This is a genomic window from Lutimonas halocynthiae (genome assembly GCF_030409835.1).
GTDB lineage: Bacteria > Bacteroidota > Bacteroidia > Flavobacteriales > Flavobacteriaceae > Lutimonas > Lutimonas halocynthiae.
Genome location: NZ_JAUFQO010000001.1, coordinates 560,670 through 585,757, shown reverse-complemented (window position 1 = coordinate 585,757; position 25,088 = coordinate 560,670). Strand labels below are relative to the sequence as shown.

Below are 25,088 nucleotides of genomic sequence, written 5' to 3'. Positions count from 1 at the left end.
GACCCAATAGCACCATATTAATCGGTCTTGATGGCTGTTGCCTCTATTTCAATTTTCATTTTATCATCGGCTAAACCTGCTGAAATCATTGTTGCAGCGGGTCTTATCCCTCCAAAATATTTCTTCAATACAGGCCAGCACTGCTCAAAATCACTTCCTTTTGGAAGTATATAAGTTAGTCTGACGATATCCACAAGTGAGGCATCAGCTTCCTGCAGCGCTTTTTCGATATTCTTAATACATTGTTCAGTTTGCTCAGCAATGTCATCAGAAATTTGCATCGTATTATAATCGTAGCCGGTAGTTCCAGAGACAAAAATCATATTGCCAGCTACAACAGCTCTCGAATAGCCAATTTTTTCTTCGAATGAAGAACCTGAACTAATGAGTTTTCTTTTCATAATTGATCAATGCTGATTTTAGGAAAATTTTAATACCCTAGTTTTTCTCTAACTCTTTTTAGAACTGTATCTGCCACGTTATGGGCTTTTTCGGCACCTTGCTTTAGAACGGCATCTATCTCATCTAAATTCGCCATATAGTAGTGGTATTTTTCACGTTCTACCTTGAATTTATCAATCAACAATTCGTAAAAAGCCTGTTTGGCGTGTCCGTATCCATAATTCCCGCCTTCATAATTCGCTCTCATCTCTTCAATCTGTTCTGGGCTAGCAACTAATTTATAAAGCGCAAAAAGATTACAAGTGTCGGGATCCTTAGGATCCTCCATTGGCGTAGAATCTGTTTTGATCTTCATGATTTGTTTCCGCAAAGGCTTATCAGCCAAAAATATGTCAATAATATTTCCTTTGGATTTGCTCATTTTTTCGCCATCGGTTCCAGGTACATACATGGTGTTTTCCTGAATCTTAGCCTGAGGCGGCACTAAGGTATCACCCATCTGGTGGTTAAATCTATTGGCAACATCTCTTGACATTTCAAGATGCTGTAATTGGTCTTTTCCAACCGGCACTACATCAGCGTCATACAATAAAATGTCAGCCGCCATTAGCATTGGATAAGAAAAAAGTCCAGAATTCACATCTTCCAGTCTGTCAGCTTTATCTTTAAAACTGTGGGCAAGAGTAAGTCTTTGAAAAGGATAAAAACAACTTAAATACCATGACAACTCTGTGACTTGCGGCACATCGCTTTGTCTGTAAAAAACAGTTTTCTCAACATCCACACCAAAAGCCAACCAGGTAGCAGCTGTGCTATATGTATTTTGTCTCAATTCTTTGGCATCCTTAATTTGAGTTAAAGAATGGAGATCAGCAATAAATAAAAAAGATTCCTCTTTCGAATCTTTTGACATACTGATCGCAGGAATGATGGCACCTAGCAAATTTCCTAAATGAGGCGTTCCTGTACTTTGAACTCCTGTAAGTATTCTTGACATCTGACTTTCTTAAAAATTCAATGGCAAAAATAAGGAAATATGCCTTAAATCATAGGGATTATAACAGAACTTCTAAACCCTAATTATAAGATTAGATAATATGATGTCTTTGAATTATTTTTTAATCAAGCGCCCCACGTACAGAATTAAAACAGCTCCGGCAACCGATGTAACCAATGACCCTATCGTTCCTCCATCTGTACTAAGACCTAAAATACTGAAAACCCAGCCACCAACAACACCTCCAATAATTCCCAGTACCATATTCATAACAAGGCCAAATCCGCCGCCTTTCATGATTTTTCCGGCCAGCCACCCAGCAATGGCGCCAATAATTATAAAATAAATAAAGCTCATAATGAAAAGTTTAATTGGTTAATATCCAATAAATTTAACTAAAAAATCTAATGTGAGTGATAATTAAATCAATATAAAACATGCAGTAAGGGCAATTTTAGTAATTTTGAATTCTATGGAAAACAAGAGCACTTTTTATGAGAGCAGGGAAGAAACACTGAACGTTATCACCCATGGAATTGGATTCATATTAAGTATTGCTGCCTTGGTCATATTGATTGTTTCAGCCTCTAAATACGGTACTGCCAGACATATCACAAGTTTTGCCATTTTTGGAAGCAGCCTCATCGTTTTATACGCTGCTTCAACCCTATATCATTATGCAAAAAATCCAAAATTACGTCATAAACTAAACATTCTTGACCATTCAGCTATTTATGTCCTTATAGCAGGAACCTATACCCCTTTTACCTTGGTAGTTTTAAAAGGTTGGGTTGGTTGGACCATCTTCGGAATTTCATGGGGCCTGGCCATTGCTGGTATTATATTTAAAGTATTCTATTTTGGCAAATACGATAAGATTTCAACTATTGCCTATGTTTTAATGGGTTGGGTAATCATCTTCGCGGTTAAACCATTGATCGAAAACTTTCCTACCCCAGGTTTGATTTGGTTGCTTTGTGGAGGTTTGGCTTATAGTATTGGTGCCTTTTTTTACAGTTATAAAGGCATACGATTCAACCATGCCATTTTCCATGTCTTTGTACTATTAGGAAGTTTTTGTCATTTTATGGCAATATTTCTATACGTATTGCCTGAGCGTTAAATTACTTCTCTTCCTTCTCTTCTTTTTGATGAAGGTATCTTGTCAACTGCATAGAAAGATCAAGAAGAATGATCTTGGCATTTCCGTTTCTTTCAATATGATATATGGCATCTTCAATGGCTTGATTGATGTCCTCAATATTAGCCCCATGAACAAAAGGAGCAAATTTTTCTAAATCAAAATTATTTTCTTGTGACTCAAAGAACACGAGAGATCTGGCATTGTAATTTGTGAGCATGGCCTGTCTAAAAAAGTGAGAGCAATACTTTAAAAATCTCTTTTGAGTCTCTCTACCCGTCTTCGCTATTTCTTCACTCCACTTGATTAGGTCCTGAACTACACTGGCATCTCCTTTGGCTCTAAAGGCAGACCTTACCCATGTTATGAACCACTTTTCAAAGATCAATTCATTATCGTCATGTCTCAATAAATGTAAAGCCTTATTCCAGTTCCCATTAGACTGATGTGCTATTTTTATGGCTTGATTTTCATCAAGCTCATGGTTCTTCATCAGTTTATCAATAATGCTTTGTTCCGTTAAAGCCTGTATATGAAGTACCTGACACCTAGACAATATGGTCTTTATGATGAGCTCCTCATTCTCTGCTATGAGTAAAAACAAGGTTTTTTCTGGTGGTTCTTCTATCAGTTTCAATAACTTATTGGATGCCGATGCATTCATTTTATCTGCCATCCAAATGATCATCACTTTGAACCCGCCTTCATAGGGTTTCAGAATCAATTTCTTAACGATCTCTTCTGCTTCATCCACCCCTATCTGGCCTTGTTTGTTCTCTATCCCCAAAAGCTGATACCAGTTAAACAAGCTACCATAAGGCGTTTCATGAACAAATTGTCTCCATTCTTCCAAAAAAGAATTACTGGTTGGATGTTTTTTTACTTTTTCATTAGTCGTTACAGGAAAAGCAAAATGTAAATCAGGATGCATGAGTTTGTCAAACTTCAAATTACAAGAAGCATTCCCGTTATCATTCTCTCCTCCTTTATTTTGGCAGAGAATATATTGGGCATAGGCAATTGCCAAGGGCAGCGCTCCACTTCCTGTAGGTGCAATAAATAACTGAGCATGAGGAATTCTTGAATTCTCAACTGTTCTTACCAAATGATGTTTGATATGTTCTTGCCCAATGATGTCTGAAAAAAGCATCCTTATTAATCTTAGTTTACAAAGAAAACAAAAACTTAGGATTTACGCTTAGAAAGACTCACTATTTTCAATTACAGTGATTGTTCAAAAAAACCTATTTTTGCAAAAAATCAAATTAAGGCTAGGATACAAAAACGCAGAATAATCGTATCCTTCTTTCAACAGCAAATTCATCCCATGGTTATTATTACTTTACAGAGAAAAAAATGTATCGGTTGTAATTATTGTGTGGAGCTGGCTCCAAAACAATTCCAAATGTCTAAAAAAGATGGGAAGTCAGTATTACTGCACTCAAATGACAAAAAGGGGTTTTTTACTATTAAATCACCCGATATGTCAATTCTTGAAGATGCTATCAAAGCTAAAGAAGCCTGCCCCGTTAACATCATTAGCGTCAAAGAAAAATAAGGCTTGCTGCTAATAATCTTTAGGCATGTTTATAGTTTATCATTAATGAGTATATTTACCTAAATTTTTCGAACTTATATTGAGTTTTTACCTGTCAGAATTGCTTTGGACTAAGGAATTTATGATAATTGAAATGATTCTAAATCAGGTAAATAGTAATTCTCGATTCAAAATATATAAATACTATGGGCTGTACTTCGTGCTCATCCTCTATAGATGGATTACCCTTGGGTTGCAAAAGCAATGGCGCTTGCGCATCCGGGAGTTGCGATAAAATGAACGTTTTTGACTGGCTTTCAAACATGTCACTCCCAAATGGTCAAAAACCTTTTGACATTGCTGAAGTTAGATTCAAAAATGGAAGAAAGGGTTATTTTAGAAACACCAAAGAAATTCAAATTTGTATTGGTGAAGTGATTGCTGTTGAAACTTCTCCAGGTCACGATATAGGTGTTGTATCCCTTACAGGAGAACTTGTGAAAGTTCAAATGCGTAAAAAAAGGATTCCGCAAACCAGCGAAGACATCAAACAGATTTATAGAAAAGCCACTCAAAAAGATATTGAAATCTGGACGACTGCCAGAAATAAAGAGAAAGAAGTTCAAAGAAAATCGCGCTTGATCATTAGCAGATTAGGCTTAAAAATGAAACTCTCAGATGTAGAATACCAAGGAGATGGAAATAAAGCCACCTTCTACTATACAGCCGACGACAGAGTTGATTTTCGTCAATTAATACGAGAGCTTGCCGGAACTTTTAGCCTTAGAGTTGAAATGAAACAAGTTGGGCTTCGACAAGAAGCGGCTCGCCTAGGAGGAATTGGTTCTTGTGGAAGAGAGTTATGCTGTTCCACTTGGTTAACTGATTTTAGATCAGTTAGTACTTCTGCTGCCCGTTACCAGCAGCTTTCTCTAAATCCTCAGAAATTAGCCGGACAATGTGGAAAACTCAAATGTTGTCTGAACTATGAATTGGATTCATATATGGATTCCTTAAAATCCTTCCCGAAAGCAAACGTTTGGCTTCAGACAGAAAAGGGACCTGCTGTTTTTCAAAAAATGGATATTTTCAAAGGTTGGATATGGTATGCTTATAAAGAAAACCCTATTAGCTGGCATAAACTTACTGTTGAACAAACCAATCAGATCATTGACCTGAATAAAGAGAACAAAAAGGCTACAAGTTTAGAAGAATATGAATCAGAACTTGAATTTGAAAGCATAGAGGCATCAAACTTTACGGATGTTGTTGGTCAGGATAGCCTTACGAGGTTTGACAAACCAAAATTCAAAAAGAAGAGAAAAAGAAACAACAATAACCGCAACCGTAATTCTAAAAACAACAGAAAAAATCTTCAAAAAAAGAACAATTAATAATGACTATTCAGATGAAGAAGAAAGGTATTGGCTTAATTAAAATATTTTTAGCTTTTATCGTTATGAATTATACCATGTCTTGCACGAATAATATAATCTACAATCAATACAAGCCAATTGAGTATAGTCAATGGCACAAAGATTCTATTATCAATTTCACCGTTAATTCTACTGATACGATTGCTAAAAACAATCTATATGTCACGCTTAGAAACAACAAGGATTACGAGTTTAGTAACCTGTTTCTGATCGTTGGTATAAAATTTCCGAATAACTACCAGATTGTAGACACCCTGGAGTATGAAATGACAAGTGCAGAAGGTAGGTTTCTTGGATCAGGAATGACTGATATCAAGGAAAATAAATTGGAATATAAAACGAATGTGACATTCTCTTTAGTTGGAGATTATGATATATCTGTGCAACAAGCCATGCGAAAAACGCGTGATATTGAAGGCCTAACTTCATTAAACGGAATCACAGATGTCGGATTACAAATTGAAAAATTAGATTAATGGCTCAAAAAAGTCAAAAACAAGGTATGAGTAAATTCTCCAAATGGATTTGGAGATTGTTCCTAGGCGGCTTAGTCGCATTGTTTATAGTTTTTATGCTCGCTGCATTAGATGTTTTTGGAACACTTCCTACTTTTGAGGAACTTGAAAACCCCGAAAATAATCTCGCTACTGAAGTCATATCAATTGATGGCGAAACTTTAGGTAAATACTACAGAGAGAACAGAACTCCTGTTAAATTTAGCGAACTGCCGGATAACCTTATCGAGGCACTTATTGCTACTGAAGATGAACGGTTCTACGAGCATTCTGGAATAGATTTTCAGGGTACGGCAAGAGCTGCAGTGAAGCTTGGAAGAGATGGCGGTGCGAGCACCATTACCCAACAGTTAGCGAAAATGTTGTTTACTAAAACGGCATCTGGTAACATCGGAAAAAGATTAATTCAGAAAGTAAAGGAATATGTTATCTCACTTAGATTGGAGAAGCAATATACCAAGAATGAGATCATTACCATGTACCTGAACAAGTACGACTTTGGGCATGCTGCCGTGGGAATTAGATCTGCCAGTAGGATTTATTTTGGAAAGGAACCTTATGAGCTAAGTATTGACCAATCGGCCATGTTGGTTGGTATGTTAAAGAATTCATCTTTATACAATCCGATGCGTAGGGAAGAATTGGTGACCAATAGAAGAAATGTTGTTTTGGGTCAAATGGTTAGAAATGAATTTTTGACTGAACAGGTAAAAGATTCTCTTCAAAAACTACCTCTTGAACTTGATATCAACCTGGAAGGACACAGTGATGGCACAGCAACGTATTTCAGAGAATATGTTCGTGAATTTATGAGGAAATGGATGAAAGAAAATCCAAAGACCAATGGTGAGAGCTATAATATTTATCGAGACGGATTAAAAATTTATGTTACCCTTGATTCAAGGCTTCAAAAGAATGCCGAAGAGGCGATGAGTGAACATATGGCCAACCTGCAAAGAGTCTTTTTCAAACAACAAAAGAAGAACAAAACTGCACCCTTTTACGATCTTGAAAAAGAGCAGATTGAAAGTACCATGCTTTCTGCAATGAAAAGAAGTGATCGTTGGAGGAAAATGAAAAAGAACGGTGCCTCTGAGAAAGAAATCAAAGCCTCATTTTATGTTGAAACTCCCATGAAAATATTTTCATGGAAAGGTGCTATTGACACTGTTTTAACCCCATATGATTCAATCAGACACAATAAATCTATCCTGCAGGCAGGTGTGCTATCAACTGACCCAACAACTGGTCACGTTAAAGCCTGGGTTGGCGGAATCAATTATAAATATTTTCAATATGACCATGTAAAACAAGGGAAAAGACAAGTTGGATCAACTTTCAAACCCTTTGTATATGCAACAGCCATAAATCAACTAGGGCTTTCTCCTTGCGATGAATTTCCGAATACACCCTATACAATTCCAGCCGGTAAATACCATCTTGATGAAGATTGGACACCGAGAAATTCTGGAGATGAATACGGAGGTTTGAGAACTTTAAAAAATGCATTGGCCAACTCTATTAATGTAATCTCGGCAAATCTTATTGACCAAACTACACCTCAAAATGTGGTTAGGATGGCAAAAAATCTAGGGGTTGAAACCGATATCCCTGCAGTTCCGTCAGTAGCCTTAGGAACAGTAGATTTAAGTCTTTATGAAATGATCGGGGCACTAAACACCTTCGCTAATAAAGGAATGTATGTCAAACCGATGATGATTCTGAGAATCGAAGATAAAAACGGAACCATCCTTGAAGAATTCATGCCCGAAACGAAAGAGGTTTTAAGCGAAAGCATAGCCTATACAACTATTAATTTGATGGAAGGTGTTACAAGATACGGATCAGGTGTTCGCTTAAGAACTTCGGGAGGAAAATATCCGGATAAAGTTGTAACAGGATATCCATATCAATTTAACAATCCTATTGCGGGTAAAACAGGGACTACACAAAATCAATCTGACGGTTGGTTTATCGGCCTTGTTCCTAATTTATCAACCGGAGTTTGGGTTGGCGCCGAAGATCGTGCGGTTCATTTTGCTGACCTTACAAGAGGTCAGGGAGCAACAATGGCATTACCCATATGGGCACTTTACATGAAAAAGAATTATACTGACGAAGATTTAGGCATCAGTACGGAAGAATTTGAAGTACCTGAAAATCTAACGATTAGTGTTGATTGTGATCAAGAAAGAGACGAGAAGCAAGATGGTGACGAAGAGCAAAAGCCCGATTTGAATGAAGAAATAGATTTCTAAAATTATGACTGCTTCCTGGTATCCAAAAGATGAAGTCTTGAAAAGCAGCAACATCTATAAGATGATGCTGAAGAACAATTTTGATACCTATGATGATTTTTGGAAATGGTCAGCAAGCAAAAAGGAAGACTTCTGGGATCAGACCATCAAAAACCTTGGCATTGATTTTTATAAAGAATATGATACCGTCTTGGATATTTCCAAAGGGGTTGAACACGCTGCCTGGCTAAAAGGAGCTGCCTTTAATATTGTTGATTCCTGCTTTCAAAATGATGATGATGCTATTGCCATCATTTACCAAAAAGAAGGTAAATCGATAGAAAAAATAAGTCAAAAAGCCCTCAAAAAATATGTAAATAGAATTGCCAATAGCCTGAGTGATTTCGGATTGAAGCCAGGAGACAGAATCGCTATTGACATGCCAATGACCTTAGAGGCTGTTGCCATTTACCTGGCAGGCCTTAAAGCAGGTATCCCGGTAGTTACAATTGCAGACAGTTTTAGCCCTAACGAAATAGCGGTAAGATTAAATATAACAGCTCCCAAATTAATCTTTACGCAAGATGTAATTAGCAGGGTGGGGAAAAAACTTCCACTTTATAAAAAACTGCTTGAAGCACATGCGCTTTCTCCCATTGTGGTTATAAGTGAAGATTTGGATACAGTGCCCCTAAGAGAAGACGATCTCTATTTCAATGATTTTCTTTCAGAGAATGATGCCTTCCAAACCAGAATTCAAAATCCTGAAGATACCATAACAGTGCTTTTTTCATCCGGTACTACCGGTGAGCCGAAAGCCATTCCCTGGACACATAATACACCCATAAAATGCGCTTCAGATGGCTATTATCATCATAATATTCAACAAAACGACGTAGTCTGCTGGCCCACCAATTTGGGTTGGATGATGGGGCCATGGCTTATTTTTGCCAGTCTGATCAATAAAGGAACAATGGCCTTGTATTACGGAGCCCCCATGGGAAGTGAATTTGGATCTTTTGTACAAGACGCAGGTGTTACCATGCTAGGACTTGTTCCCAGTATCGTAAGGCAATGGAAAATTACTGAAAGTATGGAAGCATTTGATTGGTCAAAGATCAAGTGCTTTAGTTCTACAGGTGAAGCTTCAAACCCTGAAGAAATGGAATATTTAATGCAATTAGCCAACAACAAACCTATAATTGAGTATTGTGGTGGAACTGAAATCGGTGGAGGCTATGTTACCAGTACTGTTGTTCAAGACAATATTGTCAGTACCTTTTCAAGTCAGGCACTTGGCGGTGAGTTTGTTCTTTTAGATGAAAATGGAGATCTTACGAATCAAGGCGAAATGTTCTTGATTCCACCAATTATGGGCCTTTCAAATTCACTTCTGAACAGAGACCATCACGAAGTGTATTTCAAAGATAATCCGACTTATCAGAACAAGGTGTTACGAAAACATGGTGATGAGTTAATTCAATTAGAGAATGGTTATTATAAGGCGCAAGGAAGAGCTGATGATGCCATGAATCTCGGCGGGATAAAAGTGAGCTCAGTTCAGATCGAGGAAGTAATCAACCAACTCGAATTTATAAAAGAAAGTGCAGCTATAGCCATTTCACCCAAAAATGGCGGACCTTCTCAGCTGGTCATTTATGTCATTTTAATTCCGAGTGATTTAACCATGGACGCACAGTTAAAAATGGCCAAACTTATTATTAGAGAAAGGCTCAACCCCTTGTTCAAAGTTGAAAAACTTGTTGAAATTGACCAACTACCTCGCACCGCTTCCGGTAAGGTAATGCGCAGAAAATTAAGAGATCTCTACTTGGAAACCTAAGATCTATGTCTTGTTTTTTTTACGATCTTTACGAACATCAAAATTAAATTTATGAAAGTAATATCATATAATGTCAATGGCATCCGTGCCGCCATAAAAAAAGGTTTTTTAGACTGGTTAAAAGCTGCAAATCCTGATGTGATCTGTATTCAGGAAACCAAAGCTCAGAAAGAACAATTAGACCTTCAGTTATTTGAGGATGCTGGATATCAATATAATTATTGGTTTTCAGCAGAAAAAAAGGGCTATAGCGGCGTTGCAGTATTGTCAAAAACAGAACCAAATAAAGTCACTTATGGCACTGGTATTGAAACTATGGATTTTGAAGGTAGAAATCTGCGTTTAGACTTTGATGATGTCTCTGTGATGAGCTTGTATTTACCTTCAGGAACTAATGATGCCAGGTTGGATTTCAAGCTGAACTATATGGCTGAATTTCAGGAATATGTCAATGAGCTAAAAAAAGAAATTCCTAATTTATTGATCTGTGGGGATTATAATATTTGTCATGAGGCCATAGACATTCACAATCCTAAACAAAATAAAAACACGTCAGGGTTTCTTCCTGTAGAACGAAAATGGATTGATGATTTTATAAACAATGGCTTTATAGATACTTTTCGGTTTTTAAACAAAGAACCGCATCACTACAGCTGGTGGAGTTATCGGGCTAATGCCAGGAATAACAATAAGGGTTGGAGAATAGACTATTGTATGGCTAGTGAGCCATTAGAGGCAAAGATTGAACGTGCTTTTATACTTCCTGAAGCCAAACATAGTGACCATTGCCCGATTGGTGTGGAGTTTAAATTCTAAACTGTTGTTTTATTGGCGAGCTGACCACAGGCGGCATCAATGTCTTTACCGCGACTGTGTCTGATATTGACAGTAATTTGATTCCGTTCAAGCTCTCTTTGGTAATAAGCTATTGCTGCAGGATCTGCCTGTTCAAAACCATCTTCTTCAATCGCGTTATATTCTATCAGATTCACTTTTGAAGGGACTTTCTTACAATAAGCCACCAAGGCATCAATATCCTTTTTCTTGTCATTAATTCCCTTCCAAACAACATACTCAAAAGTGATTACCTTATTCGTCTTGGCATACCAGTATTGAAGTGAATGAAGTAAATCTTCTAAAGTAGATTTATCATTGATAGGCATCATTTTAGACCTTACTTCGTTAATAGCAGAATGCAATGATACCGCCAAGTTAAATTTGACTTCATCATCAGCCAGTTTCATGATCATTTTATGCAGCCCAACAGTAGAAAGCGTAATTCTCCGGGGAGACATTCCCAGCCCTTCATCTGAAGTAATCATTTCAATTGACTTCAATACATTCTTATAATTTAGCAATGGTTCACCCATTCCCATAAAGACAATATTATTCAATTTATGTCCTTTATAAACCCTGCTCTGTCTGTCAATTGCAACTACCTGGTCATAAATTTCATCCGGATTCAAATTCCGCATTTTCTTTAATCTTGCCGTTGCGCAAAAAGTACAATTCAAGCTACAACCTACCTGGCTGGATACACAGGCGGTAGTTCTTGTTGGTGTTGGGATAAAAACAGACTCAACGATAAGACCGTCATGCAACTTGATCGCATTTTTGATGGTCCCATCTGAAGACTGCTGCATATCATCAACCTCAATATGATTGATTACAAAATGATCTTCTAAAAATTGCCTTGTCTCTTTTGAGATGTTGGTCATGCTGTCAAAGTCATGCGCCCCTTTATGCCATAACCATTCATACACCTGATTACCTCTAAAGGCTTTCTGGTCATGTTCAAGAAAGAATTCTCTAAGGTCTTCTTTTGAAAGGGATCTTATGTCTTTTTTTTCACTCATAGGGTATAAAAAAACGTCCGACAACCAATCTGATAATGGTCGAGCGGACGCTTAATTCAGTTTTCTACATTTTATATGATCAACATGGCGTCACCATAAGAATAGAATTTGTAATCTTTTTCTATGGCTTCTTTGTAAGCTTTTTTGAGTAAGTCATGACCTGCAAATGCAGAAGTCATCATCATCAAAGTAGATTTGGGTGTATGAAAATTCGTAATCATACAATTCGCAATACTAAACTCATAAGGAGGGAAAATAAATTTATTCGTCCATCCTTCGTAAGGTTTTAAGTGGGCATCGGCAGAAACTGAGCTCTCCATTGAACGCATCACCGTTGTTCCTACTGCACAAACTCTTCTCTTGGTATCTATCGCATGATTTACCGCATCAGCAGTACTTTCAGGAATGAATACTTCTTCAGAGTCCATTCTGTGCTTAGAAAGGTCCTCAACCTCAACTGGGTTAAAAGTACCTAAACCAACATGTAATGTCAGTTCTTTTAATTCTACTCCATTAATTTCAAGACGTTTCAATAAATGCTTAGAAAAATGCAGACCTGCAGTTGGAGCAGCTACAGCACCTTCATGCTTTGCATAAATAGTTTGGTATCTTTCTTCGTCAGAATCCTCAACTTCTCTTTTAATATATTTTGGAAGGGGTGTTTGCCCCATTTCATTCAGTTTTTTTCTAAATTCTTCATAAGAACCATCATAAAGAAACCTAAGGGTTCTTCCTCTTGAAGTGGTGTTGTCAATTACTTCAGCAACCAATCCACTATCCTCACCAAAGAATAACTTGTTTCCTATTCTAATTTTCCTTGCCGGATCAACCAACACATCCCATAACCTACTTTCAGCATTCAATTCTCTCAATAAAAACACTTCAATTCTTGCTCCTGTTTTTTCTTTATTCCCATAAAGACGTGCAGGAAAAACTTTTGTATTGTTAAAAACCATAATATCTCCTTCGTCAAAATAGTTCACGATATCTTTAAAGGATTTGTGCTCAATAGTGTCTTCTTTTCGGTTAAGAACCATCAATTTTGCTTCATCTCTGTGCTCTGACGGATATTCAGCTAGCAGCTCTTCTGGCAATTCATATTGGAAATTGGATAACTTCATAGTTGTTTTTTGGTTAAAATGCCTGCAAATATACAATCTCAAACTACCCTTTGTCAAGTGTTTTGCCAATTAAATTGCTTTTTTAGAGCAATGATGCAAAATGTGTTTCGAATCGCTATCTTTACGCAAAATTTTGCGATGTCAAAAAATGTGACTCCATATAAGGATTCTGAGCTCGGAAAAAAGGAGCAGGTTACCGAAATGTTTGATAAGGTTTCCTCTAATTATGACTTTCTCAACAGGGTATTGACCTTTGGGATTGATATCAGTTGGAGAAAACATGTCGTGGAACTTGTAAAAGCCGGAAATGCTAAAAAAGTGATGGATATCGCCACCGGCACCGGTGATTTAGCGATCCTTCTTGCTAAATCAGATATTGATGACGTTACGGGGCTTGATATTTCTCCTGGCATGTTAGACATCGGAAAACAAAAAGTAACTGAAGAAGGCTTAGACAGCAAAATAGACATGATTATAGGTGATTCAGAACAGTTACCTTTTGAAGAGGAAACGTTTGATGCTATTACCGTTGCTTTCGGAGTTAGAAATTTTGAAAATTTAGAAGTTGGTTTAAAGGAAATTCTTCGCGTTTTGAAGCCTGGCGGTTCATTAACCGTTTTGGAAACTTCTCAGCCAAGTAAATTTCCGGTTAAACAAGGCTTTCAATTCTACTCGAAATATGTGATTCCCACGGTAGGGAAGCTCTTTTCGAAAGACAAGAATGCTTATGATTACCTACCTGAATCAGCAGCAGCTTTTCCATACGGCAAAAGCTTTAACAATATTTTACTAAAATCGGGGTTTAATAGTTCTAAGATATATCCTCAGACCCTCGGTGTCGCGACTATTTACCATGCAATTAAATAAAGCTATGAAAAGGCAATTCGTTTTATTCGGTCTTATCCTCTGTTTCATTATCCCTTCGGCTCTTGCTCAGAAGGAAAGGATAGAGTATTTACCTAATTTCGATAAAAGAAAAATTCATTTCGGCTATTATCTAGGCCTTAATAAAAACAGTTTTGAGATCAATTACCACGATCAAAGTGGTCAGGATCCAAACTCTCCTGTAAACCCAACTCCTGAACAGGATATGTTTGTTGATACACAGGCTTCATTAGGATTTAATATTGGCTTTGTAATTGATTACAGACTGCATAACAATATCAATTTACGATTTGAGCCTGGTCTGATGTCAAATGCAAAAACCCTGACATTTATTGACCCTAATCTTGATGCTGCACCTAATGGCATTCCAATTTATGGCAGCTCTACAAGTAATACTGAAAGAGAAGTTGCCGGAACCTATTTACATTTACCCCTGCTTCTTAAATTCAGTACCAACCGTTTGAACAATATAAGACCCTATATTATTGGAGGTGTATCATATGATTATAACTTCTCAAGTAATGAAAAAAACGGGAAAGATAATTTTGAGCAAGAATTTAGAATGACAAAAAGTAACTTTATGTATGAAGTTGGTTTTGGTGTTGACTTCTATATGTACTTCTTTAAATTCACCCCATCGATACGAGGCGTTTTTGCGATGAGCAATGAATTGGTTGAAGATTACAATCCTGTTGATTACCCTCAGTATTCGAGCCCTTGGACAGGACCGATTGATTTTCTTGGTACGCGCGGATTATTTCTGAATTTGACTTTTGAATAGTTAAGGGCTAAGGACTAAGTGTTAAGGATTAAGTGTTAGGTGTTAGGTGTTAGGTGTTAGGTGAAATTAATCCATAAAAAAAGTTGATTTGAATGTACATTAGCACTTTTCAAATCAACTCTTTATTTTTAAACTATACATCAGTACCTAATCCTTAGTACTTAATCCTTAACACTTAAGTTTAGCCACATTTAGAATGACCACAACTCACACATTGTAAACAGCCTTCTGAATAAATAACCCCTTCCGGATCACCACATTCATTACATTTTTTATCGGCTGCTGCTGTACCATCCGGCACATATCTTTTAAGCGCTCTGGCTACACCATTCTTCCATGTATTGATATGGTCATCATACATGTTCAGGTTCTGAATTAAGTCAACAACATAATTCATTGGCATTTTATGACGAAGAATACCTGAAATCAGTTTTGCATAATTCCAGAACTCCTTATCAAATGATCTTGAAAGCCCTTCGATAGTAATCTTATAACCTTCTCGATCCATATATTGAAAATCATATCTTGCATCGCCGTTTTCATCTCTGTTCTTGATCACCCACCCTTTTTCTAACCATTGTGGCAGATTAAAAGCATCGTTCATTTTACCCGTAAAAATTTCATAAGGTCTGTCGTCAATAAGACCTACAACAGCTAGCCATTTTTCAGATTCATTATGGAATCTTACGATTTCAGCTTCAATCTTTTTCGGTCTCTTTGTGAATTCAACTTCCTTATTATAATTGCTGTCTTCTTTTGACTCTTTACTGTCATCTGCAATTAAAATTCCACTTCTTGATCCATCTCTATAAACCGTAATTCCTTTAAGTCCTTTTTTCCAGGAATCCATATAAATATCCCCAACCAAGTCTTCAGTTACATCTGCCGCCAAGTTAATGGTTGAGCTAATTGAATGCGTTGTGTATTTTTGGACCAAAGCCTGAAGTTCAACTCTTTTCTCCCAGTCAATTTCAGAGGCCGTTGCACCTGCATAAGGGCTCTTGCTAACATCTGTTTCCCCAGTCACTTTCATCCACTCTTCTACTTTCTTGTGATACACTATAAATTCTTCAAAGGCATCACCAAGATCATCTACAAAATCAACCCTTGCATTTTTATCATCCTGGTTAATCTTTCTTCTTCTTTTATATGAAGTCATAAACACTGGTTCAATTCCGGATGAGACCTGAGCCAACATGCTTAGTGATCCAGTCGGAGCAACCGTACTAATAGATATATTTCTACGCCCATGATCCATCATTCGCGTATACATATCTGGGAATTCATCTCTCAACATTTGAACAAATTCAGATTTGTCTTCAACATTTCTGTTAAAAACCTCGAACTGACCTCTTTCAATGGCCATATCAATGCTGCTGTCAAACTCTGCTGAAATTTTAGTTTTCATCAATTTGTCAACCTCCGCAATCGCTTCATCAGAATCAAATTTTAATCCTAACGCAGCCATAGCATCAGCAAGCGCCGTAAAACCTAAACCGGTTCTACGTCCTTTTCTTCCTGTCTCTTGTAGTAGTTTCCAAGTTTCTATCTCGTCCCTTTTTATTGAATCAGGCTCAGGATCTCCTTGTATTTTATCAAGTATTTTATCTACCGCTTCAAGTTCAAGGTCAACCAGGTCATCCATTAAACGTTGGCTTTCGTACACCACCTCATAAAACTTCTTTTGATCAAAACGCGCATTTTCCGTATAAGGATTGTCTACAAAACTGAAAAGGTTCACTGCGATTAACCTACAGCTATCACCACCTTGCATCGCAATTTCTGAACATGGGTTTGTAGAAGAGTTCTTAAATCCTGGGTATAAAGATGAAGTAGAATAATTGTGTTGTCTGTCCCAGAATATAAGTCCTGGTTCTGCAGTATTATGTGCACTCTTGATAATTGTATTCCACAATTTCTGGGCATCAACCTCTTTGGTATATTTAGGATCTTTTGAATCAATTGGCCATCTTAAAGTATAGGTTTCATGATTCTCCACTGCGGTCATAAACTCATCAGAAAGCCTTACAGAAATATTTGCACCCGTTACTTTGGTCAGGTCTTGTTTGATCGTGATAAATTCTTCAATGTCTGGATGCGCAATATCCATAGTGAGCATTAAAGCACCCCTTCTCCCGTTTTGAGCCACCTCTCTGGTTGTCGCTGAAAATCGATTCATAAAAGATACTGCACCTGTTGTTGAACCGGCAGCATTAGAAACCTTTGCATCTTTTGGTCTCAATTCTGATAAATCAACTCCTACCCCACAACGTCTCTTAAAAAGTTGGGCCATTTGCTGATCTGTATAAAAAATACCACCATACGAATCATAAACTGGAGGAATCACTACACAATTTGATAAAGAAGCAATTATTTCATGGTTTCCAAGCCCAAACATGACACTCCCCTGAGGAATCACATATTTAAAATCTTTAAATAAATTATAAATGGCTTTTTCAGTTAATTTCTTTCTATCCTTTCCATATACAGAAAGTCCTTCTGAAGGTGTTTTTACCTTATTATATTTGGCTTCAACTTTGCCGAACTCCTTAGCCATCCTTTGATGCATATCATCAGGCGTCAATTCCTTATAAGTACCATCACTTTTCTTAACAGCATATTTGTTAATCCAGGTTGTAGCAGCAAGCTCGTCGCCCTTAAAGTATGATAATGAGCTTTTTAACACTTGTTCATAGGCATACTCGCCATTTTTAACTTTTTCTTCCACCATGATTTTAAATGTATTTTGAGTTTGATAGGGGATTTAAAATTAATATAAAACAGAAGTTTAAATCCAACCATTTTCAATAATTATTAACAAAACGTGGTTAACATTTTTTATTCATTTTAAAAGTGAGAGCAGACGGTCATCTTGGGTGATTTTGATAAAAAATCAATTATTTTTTTCTAGAATAATGGATTTAATTGCTTAAATTTTTGGCAGCCAAATTCAACTTCATGAACTATCGCTCCAAAATTTTTATATACTCTGGTTTGTATGCCCTTCTGGCCATATTTTTAGCCAGAAAATTGTTTTTCGACTATTATTATGGAGAACTTGGTTTAAATCAATTACCAATAAATTATTTTGAAATTCTTCTATTTGCATTAGCTGTTGTTACCATTTTAATTACGCTTATTACGATCTCGCGTATTGTTAAAAGAAGTAATCAACCTGTAAGCTTTAAAAAAAGGTTCAACTTGCTCATCCCAAGTTTTATGGGCCTGATCATCATTTTTTTGTTATTTAATACTGATCGTGGTGAATTGGTCGTTCCTGTTGCTATACTTATTTATGGACTGATTCTGTTAAACCTCAACAGGTTTGTAACGAGCAGGCTCGTCATTTTTGGAATTATCGTTCTGCTTCTCGGCATCGCAGCCTTTTTCTTGACCCAGTCACATTGGATCCTATTGACTTTGGTATTCGGGATTCTTCCTATTCTTTTCGGAATCCTTATCAGACTAAAACCGTCAAAAGCTTCTTAGTTTATTCTTTACCATCAACAAAGTCTTGTAAATAAGTATATCTATCAGTAAGCTTACCATTTTGAGTCATTCTTGCCCGCTGTAAAACACCATCCTTATCTCCATTAAAAAAGGCCGGGATCACATACTTGACAAAATTCTCACTAAACCCTTGAGAGGCATCTCGTGGCAATTCATTTGGAAGATTATCAACCGCCATTACGGCTATAGCTTCCGGATCTTTAAAATTGACTTCTATCTCTTTCTGAGGATCATAACCGTAAATAGGGTCAGCGATGGTAGAGGCTCTCAGCGTCGAGGCTACCGGACCATCAATATCACAACTAATATCTGCTACCACCTTAATCTTAAAGTCTTTTTTCTTAGCATCTTGACGCGTGAATAAAAAAGGAGCTCCAGATGCATAAAAATGACCCGCAATATACACATCACTTACTTTAGCAAAGCGATAAAAATCACTGGCATAAGCTTCAGGGTGTGCAAAAAAGTCAAACATATCGAGTCTGGTCTCATCAATACGGTAGTTGTAGTCGAGAACATCTATTTGACAATAAACCGGCTGATCAAATTCAAGAGTTAAATAGTCTTCAACATTAACTTCCTTCAGGCCCATTCCATCAAGCATTTCTTTAGCACCATTGCTAACCCTGCCTTTTCCGCTAAGGACTATTTTAATGTTAGGTAGTTCAATCTTTTTCAATTCTTGTATGAGTTGTTTTTGATCTTCAAGCTCCTCTGCTTTTGGCAATTGAAAAGATTCATTTTTCAATCCAAAAGCACGAATGCCGTTATATGCTCCAACGATTCCGGCATATCTCCCAAAAGCCACCAGTCTTATCTCCTTTTTGTCAGTGATAACTTCATGGTCATACAGTTCAATATTTTTTGACAAAACAGCTTTTAAAAGCTCCCTGTTATAGGGTTGTTTTTTGATCGTGTGAGAAAAAAAGAAATACTTTTTGTCAGGAATCAAGGCATCAATCGGAACTTCTTTAACACCGAGTAAAACATCTGCTGAACTAACATCATCAACTACTTCAATACCATTGGCCTTATATTCCTGATCAGCATAAGTTCTGATAGAACTGCTCTCTGCAATGATCTCAATATCTTTGAAGGATCCTGTTAAAACTTTACAAGCATTTGGTGTAAGCACTACTCTTTTATCAGGTGGGTTCTTACGTTCACGAATGATACCGAATTTCATATAGATGTTGTTTTATAAAAAGATGACAATGTTACCTGTTTTCCAGATTTGGAACAGTCTTTGCGCTAAGGTATTTTGAATTGCACAAATGCACAAGTAATCGACTTGAATTTTATACATTTGCGCTTTAAAGTTCTTTAAAGTTTGGGGATGACTGGTTTTGACAGCAAGATCAGTTAAGATATAAGCATGTCGAGCAATGAAATAGCACTCGTAAAACTCAATTTCAACTTTTTAAACGGCGAAGATAATTACGCTTTAGCTGCTTAATCCGAATCACAGTAGGATGAGCCTAGTCCCGTTAGACGGGAAAGCTGAATGTCTCTTGAAAGCCTTGGTTAACGGCGGTCAGTTTTGAGGCATCGTAAAAGTAAACCTAGAAAGATCATCGTTTCGCTGGTCTTTTGAAACTAAAGAAACTAAGCTTGAAGTAGGTCGTTTTTAGTCGGCTTCAGGACTAAAACCAAATAAAAACTATGCATGTAGAAAGTATTTTAGTTGCTTGTTTGGACGAGGGTTCGAGTCCCTCCATCTCCACATCTTTTGTATCAAAACGTTATAAAATCCTGTAAATTCAATGTTTACAGGATTTTTTTATGCTTTTAAGTATCAAAATCCACACATATTAACATTCTTGAAGTGACCTATTCGGTGACCTTTTTTAATTCTATCAAATGGGTCACCAGAAAGATGAAAAATTACTGCTAAAACTACTTTTTAGATAGTATCTGTAATAAATAAAAAAGCACCCAAAAGGGTGCTTTTTTATTTCAATCAAACTACTCAATCAATCGAAACTATGAGATATACTTTGAAGCATATATCGATGTAGCTTCGAGTGATTCTTTTGTGGCCTCATAGTTCTTATTTAGCTTTTCCTTTCTTCTCTCTAATTTGATTTTTCTTTTTACTTGAGCCTCATTTATTTGATTGTTAAGCTTCTCGGTTTTAGCCGCTGAGTACGCTTTTAGGTCGCTCATTTTTTCGTCAACAGTCTTTTTAATTACTAAACTTTTCGCTTTAGATTTGTCAATTTGCTTTTGAATACTCGCTTTCATTTCATCATTTGCATCTTTAAGATCATCTTCTAATTCTTCAATTTCTGCATTGATCGCATTTAGTTCATTATTCAATTGATCTTCAGCAATTTTTGATTTACTTCTTCTATAAACCACAGCTTCTAAAGCATCCATTTTATTGTCTACAGGAGCAGTCCAAGCTTCATCCACATCTGCCACTACAGCCGTTTTACCTTCTTCTAAAGCTTTTGCAACTTCATTTAAAAATGTCGAATCTACATCAGCATTATCAAGATCATAGAACATACCACCGTACATTCCAGTCATTGCTCCAACAGCCATACCCGCTGGACCAGCAATTAGTCCAATAAGTGCTCCGGAAAACATCCCGACAGCAGTTCCTATAGGACCATTATCAGATACTTGTTTAATTTCAACTTCACCTGCTTCGTTTTTGTTAATTACTGCCGTTGCATATACACTAATGTCTCCATTTTTGTGTAATGTTTTGAATGCCGTTAATCCTTCGAAAGCTTTTTCTTCAGTGTTAAATACTGTAATAATCATTTTGTTCATAATAATAGTTTTTAGGTTGTTTAAATTATATTTACTCTGTTTGTACACTACAAAGATATAGTCACTTAAGAGTCTGCCTATTAGGGTAATGCCTAAATGAATAGATTAGGTGAATTACCTATGATAGATGAAAAAAAAATAGAGCGCTGATAGCGCTCTATTTTAGAGTTAAGTGATTTTTTGATTTCTGTCTTAGAATTTAGACATGAACTCTCTTATTTGAGTATGTGCCTCATCCTGGCTTTTATTGTATTTATCTTTGATTTTAGCAGCGAAAGTCTCGAAACTTCCGTTGATTTCCTTTACATCTTCATTTGTAAATTTATTCCATTTGGTTTGAATGTCATTATTGATTTCTTCAGTTTTGGTTTCAAAAGCATTTTTTGCTTTTTCAAATTTAGCCTGAGCATCTCCTAGATCTTCCTGGATATTACCTTTTAGTTTGTCTGCAGTTCCAGAATATGCTGTTTTAGAATTGTCAGTTAAGTGTCCTAACCAGATTTTTGCATCTCCTGTAACTTGATTTAGTTTTCCTTCAAATTGATTTTTGTTCATGATAATAGTTTTTAATTGTTTATAGTTTATTTGCTCTGTTTGTATACGACAAATATATAGTCACCTAAGAGTTTGTCTATTAGGGTAATGCCTAAATCAATGGATTAGGTAAATCACCTATAAAAAAGACTCATAATAACAGAATACCTATTCATAACCAGAGGACATTCAATAGCAATCTCATTGCAGATCCCAAGAGTGTGACAGAAATAATTAATCCAATAACAAATGAACTATTAGGCTTTCCTAAGTAAATAATTTAGAATACGATCAAAAAAAAAACATCCGAAAGGATGTTTGTTTAGTAACTAATTCAAATAATTTTATAAGTGGTTTTTTTACATAATTGGAAGTTTTACTTTACCTGTAAAATACATGATATATACGTTTATAATATCGATTGGTGTTTCTAAAGTGTTCATTAAATTTTTCATGGTTATAGTTTTATTGTTATTGTTTAATTGTTATTGTTTTACACTACAAATATATGCCTCATATACCTGTGTGACATTGGTGAAAAGCCTATTTCATTGAACTAGGTGAATTACTTAGCAGAAAAATGTTTTCAAAAAAAACACCCGAATTGGGTGTTCTTTGGATTCAAGTATATTATTCTGATTTTCTGTTTCCGAATAAATTTAAAAAATATTGAAAAAGATTAATGAAATCCAAATATAAGGTCAATGCCCCCATAATTGCTTCCTTTTCGTTTTCATCGGTTCCGTCGTTTCCGATTACATTGAACTGTTTTATCTTTTGAGTATCATGAGCCAATAAACCTATAAAAACGAGAACTCCTGCATAATTACTGAATTGAAATAGCATGTCATTATGTGAAAACAGATTGATTACTGAAAGAATTATTAATCCTATTAAAGCCATAAAAGCAAAATTTCCCAACCTCGTTAGATCGCTTTTAGTTACATAACCTACTATGCTCATTACAGCAAAAGTTGCCGCAGTAACAAAAAATGAAGTGGCAATAGATTCACCTGTAAAAGCTTCAAAAAATATAGAAAAAGTTATTCCATTTAAAATAGAATACCCTACAAAAACAATTGTTGCTGTTTTAACCGACATTTTTCTAATTGCTGAGCTTAAATAGGCGACACAAGCAAATTGAGCGATTAATAATCCATAAAATGCAATATTGTTATTTACAATGACTTCAAAAAAGGAGGTATTATTATACGTTAATGAGGCGACAATTCCTGTTATGGATAAAGCAAGTGCCATCCAACTATACACTTTAGTAATGTAATTGTTTTGTTCGATTTTAATAGTATTTATTTCCATTGTGATTTGTTTTAAGTTTATTTTAATAATTCTTTGTTCTTCAGCAGGTATTTTTCTTATTGAGTCCTTTATGCCTTAAGCTCCACTGTTTTGTAAACGGCTCTTCCTGTTAATCCTAATGTGATACCATCTATCAAAAGTTTAATACCTAAATAGATCCCAATTGCATATGTACTAGATTCCGGGAAATTCATAAAAATCAGAACACCTAAAACTATTCCTACAATACCACTTAATAATAAGAATACTCCACCGCCTATTGGCATCAGAGAAAATGAGTACATTAATTGAGTTAAACCATCTATGATAAAATAAACAGCCATTACAATTGTTAGGGCTTCTAATCCCATATCAGGATTTCCTACAACCCAAACACCAGCAATGATCATTAATATTCCATAAAGGTAACGAGAGAATAATGTTCCCATTGAAAATGAAGTGATGGCAAATATTAACCTTAATATTCCACCGATTACCATAAATACGCCGATTGTTTTTACCGATACTTTTCCAAATCCTTCAGGATAAATAAGAGCAATAACTCCAAGTATTGCGATTAAAATTCCTACGGCCATTATTTTCTTAAATGATTTCTTAACTACTTCTGATACTGTTTTACTTGTTTTCATAATTCTATTTGTTTAAAGATTATTGTTTGTTTTTATTAACACTACAAAGATTCACTATTAACCAAAGTTGTCTCTCAGCCAATCACCTAATCAAAATATTTAGGCAAATTACCTATCCATAACATCCAGGCTTTTTAAAATGGAAATGATTATCAACTATACTGTCTATAGGTAGACTAAAGAATTGTAATTGTATAAAAAAAGACACCTGATAAGGTGCCTTTTTTTAGAATGGATTTTGCTTGATTAAACCCTAAGAATTTGCTTCGAACTCTTCAATAGCCTGATCTATTTTTAATTTTTCTTCTTCGCTCAATCTTTCATAGCTATTGACAACTTCCTTTTTAAGGTTATCGAAATGAGATTTTATTTGACGTTTAAATTGACTGACCTTATCGAGGGTTAAAGACTTCACTTTTTTTAATTTAAATGCTAACATAATATTAGCTAATCCTAAGATGAATAAACCAAATCCTGTTAAAATAATGACAGTTAAGTGACCAATAATTGGCAGTAAAATCATTGAAGTTGCCACTACCACTAAGGCTACTCCCAATAGTAGAAACCAACCCCAATCCAGGACCCCTAGATCTTTAAGTTCAAAAGAGTTTCCAATCATATTTATACCCCTAAATAACAACCAGAACCCAACAAATACAGGAAGTAAGATAATGGTTATAGCAGGATATGATAGTAATAATACTCCTATTAAAACTTCAAATATTCCACCAGTTAAATACCAACCCCATCCTTTAAGTTGCTTGCTATTGGCAATTGAAAAAATAACATTTGAAATACCGTTTGCGAATACTAAAAGACTGAATAACCAGGCTAATGACAAATAACTTTCCTGTGGAGTAGAAAATACATAAATGCTACCCAAGATTAAAAATATACCTGATAATAAAAATAACCACCAGTGTTTAATTGTTTTGATTGATTGTGAGATAATGTTTGACATAATTATTGTTTTTTGATATTAATTATTTTGTTTATTTATTATTAAAATTGATTCATAAATTCTCTTATTTGAGAGTTGGTCTCTTCTTGAGTATGATTGTATTTTTCTTTTAATTTACTAGCGAATTTTTCGAAACTCTTATCCAATTCCCTGATATCATCATTCTTTAACTTATCCCATTTTAGTTGAGCCTTATTACGAACTTCTTCGGTTCTGTTCTCCATAGTGTTTTTTGCTTTTTCATATTGCTCCATGGCCTTCTCTTTTTGTTTTATTAATTTTCCATTTGCTACATGAATATTGTCTTCAATTTCCATTTTTCGATTATTTGTTTTTTGATCTAACCAGATTTTTGCATCTCCTTGTATTTTTTCTACTTTCCCTTTTAATTGATTTGTGTTCATAATGTTTGAATTAGAATTTAATTGTTGTTTGTTTCTTTTAACAAGACAAAGGTCTATTAAAACACAGCTGTAACTATCAGCCAATCACCTAATCATAATAATTAGGTGAATTACCTATCTTATAATTATTTAAGTGTTTTTCTTAATAGTTGGAAAGGATTCTATTCTTAATTAATAGAATAAGTCATGAACAAAGGTTAT

24 protein-coding genes and 1 other RNA gene are annotated in these 25,088 nt (G+C 35.7%); 11 read left to right on the top strand and 14 right to left on the bottom strand.

Annotation, left to right across the window (positions count from 1 at the left end):
* Nucleotides 1-17: 17 nt before the first annotated feature.
* The 3 genes from QWY87_RS02620 to QWY87_RS02610 all read right to left on the bottom strand — a co-directional run bounded on the left by QWY87_RS02620 (nucleotide 18) and on the right by QWY87_RS02610 (nucleotide 1,756).
* Nucleotides 18-401, bottom strand: coding sequence for a RidA family protein (locus tag QWY87_RS02620; protein ID WP_290287861.1), 384 nt, complete (start codon nucleotides 399-401; stop codon nucleotides 18-20).
* Between the two features lie 29 nt (nucleotides 402-430).
* A complete protein-coding gene (gene trpS / locus QWY87_RS02615; protein WP_290287859.1) occupies nucleotides 431-1,399 on the bottom strand; it encodes a tryptophan--tRNA ligase in 969 nt (322 codons plus the stop codon).
* A gap of 114 nt (nucleotides 1,400-1,513) precedes the next feature.
* Nucleotides 1,514-1,756 (bottom strand): GlsB/YeaQ/YmgE family stress response membrane protein, encoded by a 243-nt coding sequence (locus tag QWY87_RS02610; RefSeq protein ID WP_290287856.1) that lies wholly within the window; start codon nucleotides 1,754-1,756, stop codon nucleotides 1,514-1,516.
* Between the two features lie 115 nt (nucleotides 1,757-1,871).
* Between QWY87_RS02610 and trhA the strand changes: the two genes are divergently transcribed.
* Nucleotides 1,872-2,522 (top strand): PAQR family membrane homeostasis protein TrhA, encoded by a 651-nt coding sequence (trhA, locus tag QWY87_RS02605; protein WP_290287854.1) that lies wholly within the window; start codon nucleotides 1,872-1,874, stop codon nucleotides 2,520-2,522.
* 1 nt (nucleotide 2,523) lies between these two features.
* On the opposite strand, the gene QWY87_RS02600 is transcribed toward trhA, so the two are convergent.
* Complete coding sequence (locus QWY87_RS02600; RefSeq protein ID WP_290287851.1) at nucleotides 2,524-3,690, bottom strand: DNA polymerase III subunit; 1,167 nt, start codon at nucleotides 3,688-3,690, stop codon at nucleotides 2,524-2,526.
* A gap of 177 nt (nucleotides 3,691-3,867) precedes the next feature.
* Here QWY87_RS02600 and QWY87_RS02595 point away from each other — a divergent pair, with 177 nt between their 5' ends.
* The 6 genes from QWY87_RS02595 to QWY87_RS02570 all read left to right on the top strand — a co-directional run bounded on the left by QWY87_RS02595 (nucleotide 3,868) and on the right by QWY87_RS02570 (nucleotide 10,924).
* Nucleotides 3,868-4,098 (top strand): ferredoxin, encoded by a 231-nt coding sequence (locus QWY87_RS02595; RefSeq protein WP_290287848.1) that lies wholly within the window; start codon nucleotides 3,868-3,870, stop codon nucleotides 4,096-4,098.
* Nucleotides 4,099-4,283: 185 nt separating this feature from the next.
* Nucleotides 4,284-5,471 (top strand): PSP1 domain-containing protein, encoded by a 1,188-nt coding sequence (locus QWY87_RS02590; RefSeq protein WP_290287847.1) that lies wholly within the window; start codon nucleotides 4,284-4,286, stop codon nucleotides 5,469-5,471.
* Between the two features lie 14 nt (nucleotides 5,472-5,485).
* Nucleotides 5,486-5,989, top strand: coding sequence for a gliding motility lipoprotein GldH (locus QWY87_RS02585; RefSeq protein ID WP_290287845.1), 504 nt, complete (start codon nucleotides 5,486-5,488; stop codon nucleotides 5,987-5,989).
* A complete protein-coding gene (locus tag QWY87_RS02580; RefSeq protein WP_290287844.1) occupies nucleotides 5,989-8,286 on the top strand; it encodes a penicillin-binding protein 1A in 2,298 nt (765 codons plus the stop codon). The genes QWY87_RS02585 and QWY87_RS02580 overlap by 1 nt, the downstream gene beginning before the upstream one ends.
* 4 nt (nucleotides 8,287-8,290) lie before the next feature.
* Nucleotides 8,291-10,108, top strand: a complete 1,818-nt coding sequence (locus QWY87_RS02575) for an AMP-binding protein (RefSeq protein ID WP_290287843.1) — start codon at nucleotides 8,291-8,293, stop codon at nucleotides 10,106-10,108.
* 51 nt (nucleotides 10,109-10,159) lie between these two features.
* Nucleotides 10,160-10,924, top strand: a complete 765-nt coding sequence (locus QWY87_RS02570; protein ID WP_290287842.1) for an exodeoxyribonuclease III — start codon at nucleotides 10,160-10,162, stop codon at nucleotides 10,922-10,924.
* Here the strand turns inward: QWY87_RS02570 and rlmN are convergent.
* Nucleotides 10,921-11,964 carry a dual-specificity RNA methyltransferase RlmN gene (gene rlmN / locus QWY87_RS02565; protein ID WP_290287841.1) on the bottom strand — a complete coding sequence of 348 codons (1,044 nt, stop codon included), beginning with the start codon at nucleotides 11,962-11,964 and terminating at the stop codon, nucleotides 10,921-10,923. The two genes, QWY87_RS02570 and rlmN, sit on opposite strands and share 4 nt — an antisense overlap.
* Before the next feature lie 71 nt (nucleotides 11,965-12,035).
* The gene (queA, locus tag QWY87_RS02560; RefSeq protein WP_290287839.1) at nucleotides 12,036-13,085 is read right to left on the bottom strand and encodes a tRNA preQ1(34) S-adenosylmethionine ribosyltransferase-isomerase QueA; all 1,050 of its coding nucleotides are present in this window, start codon (nucleotides 13,083-13,085) and stop codon (nucleotides 12,036-12,038) included.
* Between the two features lie 138 nt (nucleotides 13,086-13,223).
* Between queA and ubiE the strand changes: the two genes are divergently transcribed.
* Nucleotides 13,224-13,952, top strand: a complete 729-nt coding sequence (ubiE, locus tag QWY87_RS02555) for a bifunctional demethylmenaquinone methyltransferase/2-methoxy-6-polyprenyl-1,4-benzoquinol methylase UbiE (protein ID WP_290287836.1) — start codon at nucleotides 13,224-13,226, stop codon at nucleotides 13,950-13,952.
* A gap of 4 nt (nucleotides 13,953-13,956) precedes the next feature.
* Nucleotides 13,957-14,751, top strand: a complete 795-nt coding sequence (gene porT, locus QWY87_RS02550) for a type IX secretion/gliding motility protein PorT/SprT (protein WP_290287834.1) — start codon at nucleotides 13,957-13,959, stop codon at nucleotides 14,749-14,751.
* Nucleotides 14,752-14,932: 181 nt separating this feature from the next.
* Here the strand turns inward: porT and QWY87_RS02545 are convergent, their stop codons facing one another.
* Nucleotides 14,933-17,482, bottom strand: a complete 2,550-nt coding sequence (locus QWY87_RS02545) for an adenosylcobalamin-dependent ribonucleoside-diphosphate reductase (RefSeq protein ID WP_290287832.1) — start codon at nucleotides 17,480-17,482, stop codon at nucleotides 14,933-14,935.
* A gap of 227 nt (nucleotides 17,483-17,709) precedes the next feature.
* Between QWY87_RS02545 and QWY87_RS02540 the strand changes: the two genes are divergently transcribed.
* Entirely contained in the window at nucleotides 17,710-18,240 is a 531-nt protein-coding gene (locus tag QWY87_RS02540; protein WP_290287830.1) for a hypothetical protein, read from the top strand.
* A 1-nt stretch (nucleotide 18,241) separates the two neighbouring features.
* On the opposite strand, the gene QWY87_RS02535 is transcribed toward QWY87_RS02540, so the two are convergent.
* Nucleotides 18,242-19,447 carry an NAD(P)-dependent oxidoreductase gene (locus QWY87_RS02535; RefSeq protein ID WP_290287828.1) on the bottom strand — a complete coding sequence of 402 codons (1,206 nt, stop codon included), beginning with the start codon at nucleotides 19,445-19,447 and terminating at the stop codon, nucleotides 18,242-18,244.
* A 146-nt stretch (nucleotides 19,448-19,593) separates the two neighbouring features.
* Here QWY87_RS02535 and ssrA point away from each other — a divergent pair.
* Nucleotides 19,594-19,987: a transfer-messenger RNA gene (gene ssrA, locus QWY87_RS02530) on the top strand.
* Nucleotides 19,988-20,244: 257 nt separating this feature from the next.
* On the opposite strand, the gene QWY87_RS02525 is transcribed toward ssrA, so the two are convergent.
* From QWY87_RS02525 to QWY87_RS02500, 6 genes are all read right to left on the bottom strand, one after another.
* Complete coding sequence (locus QWY87_RS02525) at nucleotides 20,245-21,042, bottom strand: DUF1269 domain-containing protein (protein ID WP_290287826.1); 798 nt, start codon at nucleotides 21,040-21,042, stop codon at nucleotides 20,245-20,247.
* Between the two features lie 192 nt (nucleotides 21,043-21,234).
* Nucleotides 21,235-21,597: a CsbD family protein gene (locus tag QWY87_RS02520; protein WP_290287824.1), complete on the bottom strand. Its 363-nt coding sequence runs from the start codon at nucleotides 21,595-21,597 to the stop codon at nucleotides 21,235-21,237.
* Between the two features lie 609 nt (nucleotides 21,598-22,206).
* On the bottom strand, nucleotides 22,207-22,893 hold the full coding sequence (locus QWY87_RS02515; protein ID WP_290287822.1) for a Bax inhibitor-1/YccA family protein: 687 nt from the start codon (nucleotides 22,891-22,893) through the stop codon (nucleotides 22,207-22,209).
* Nucleotides 22,894-22,961: 68 nt separating this feature from the next.
* On the bottom strand, nucleotides 22,962-23,522 hold the full coding sequence (locus QWY87_RS02510) for an HdeD family acid-resistance protein (RefSeq protein WP_290287820.1): 561 nt from the start codon (nucleotides 23,520-23,522) through the stop codon (nucleotides 22,962-22,964).
* Between the two features lie 253 nt (nucleotides 23,523-23,775).
* A complete protein-coding gene (locus QWY87_RS02505) occupies nucleotides 23,776-24,483 on the bottom strand; it encodes a DUF308 domain-containing protein (protein ID WP_290287817.1) in 708 nt (235 codons plus the stop codon).
* A 41-nt stretch (nucleotides 24,484-24,524) separates the two neighbouring features.
* Nucleotides 24,525-24,887, bottom strand: a complete 363-nt coding sequence (locus tag QWY87_RS02500) for a hypothetical protein (RefSeq protein ID WP_290287815.1) — start codon at nucleotides 24,885-24,887, stop codon at nucleotides 24,525-24,527.
* Between the last annotated feature and the right edge of the window lie 201 nt (nucleotides 24,888-25,088).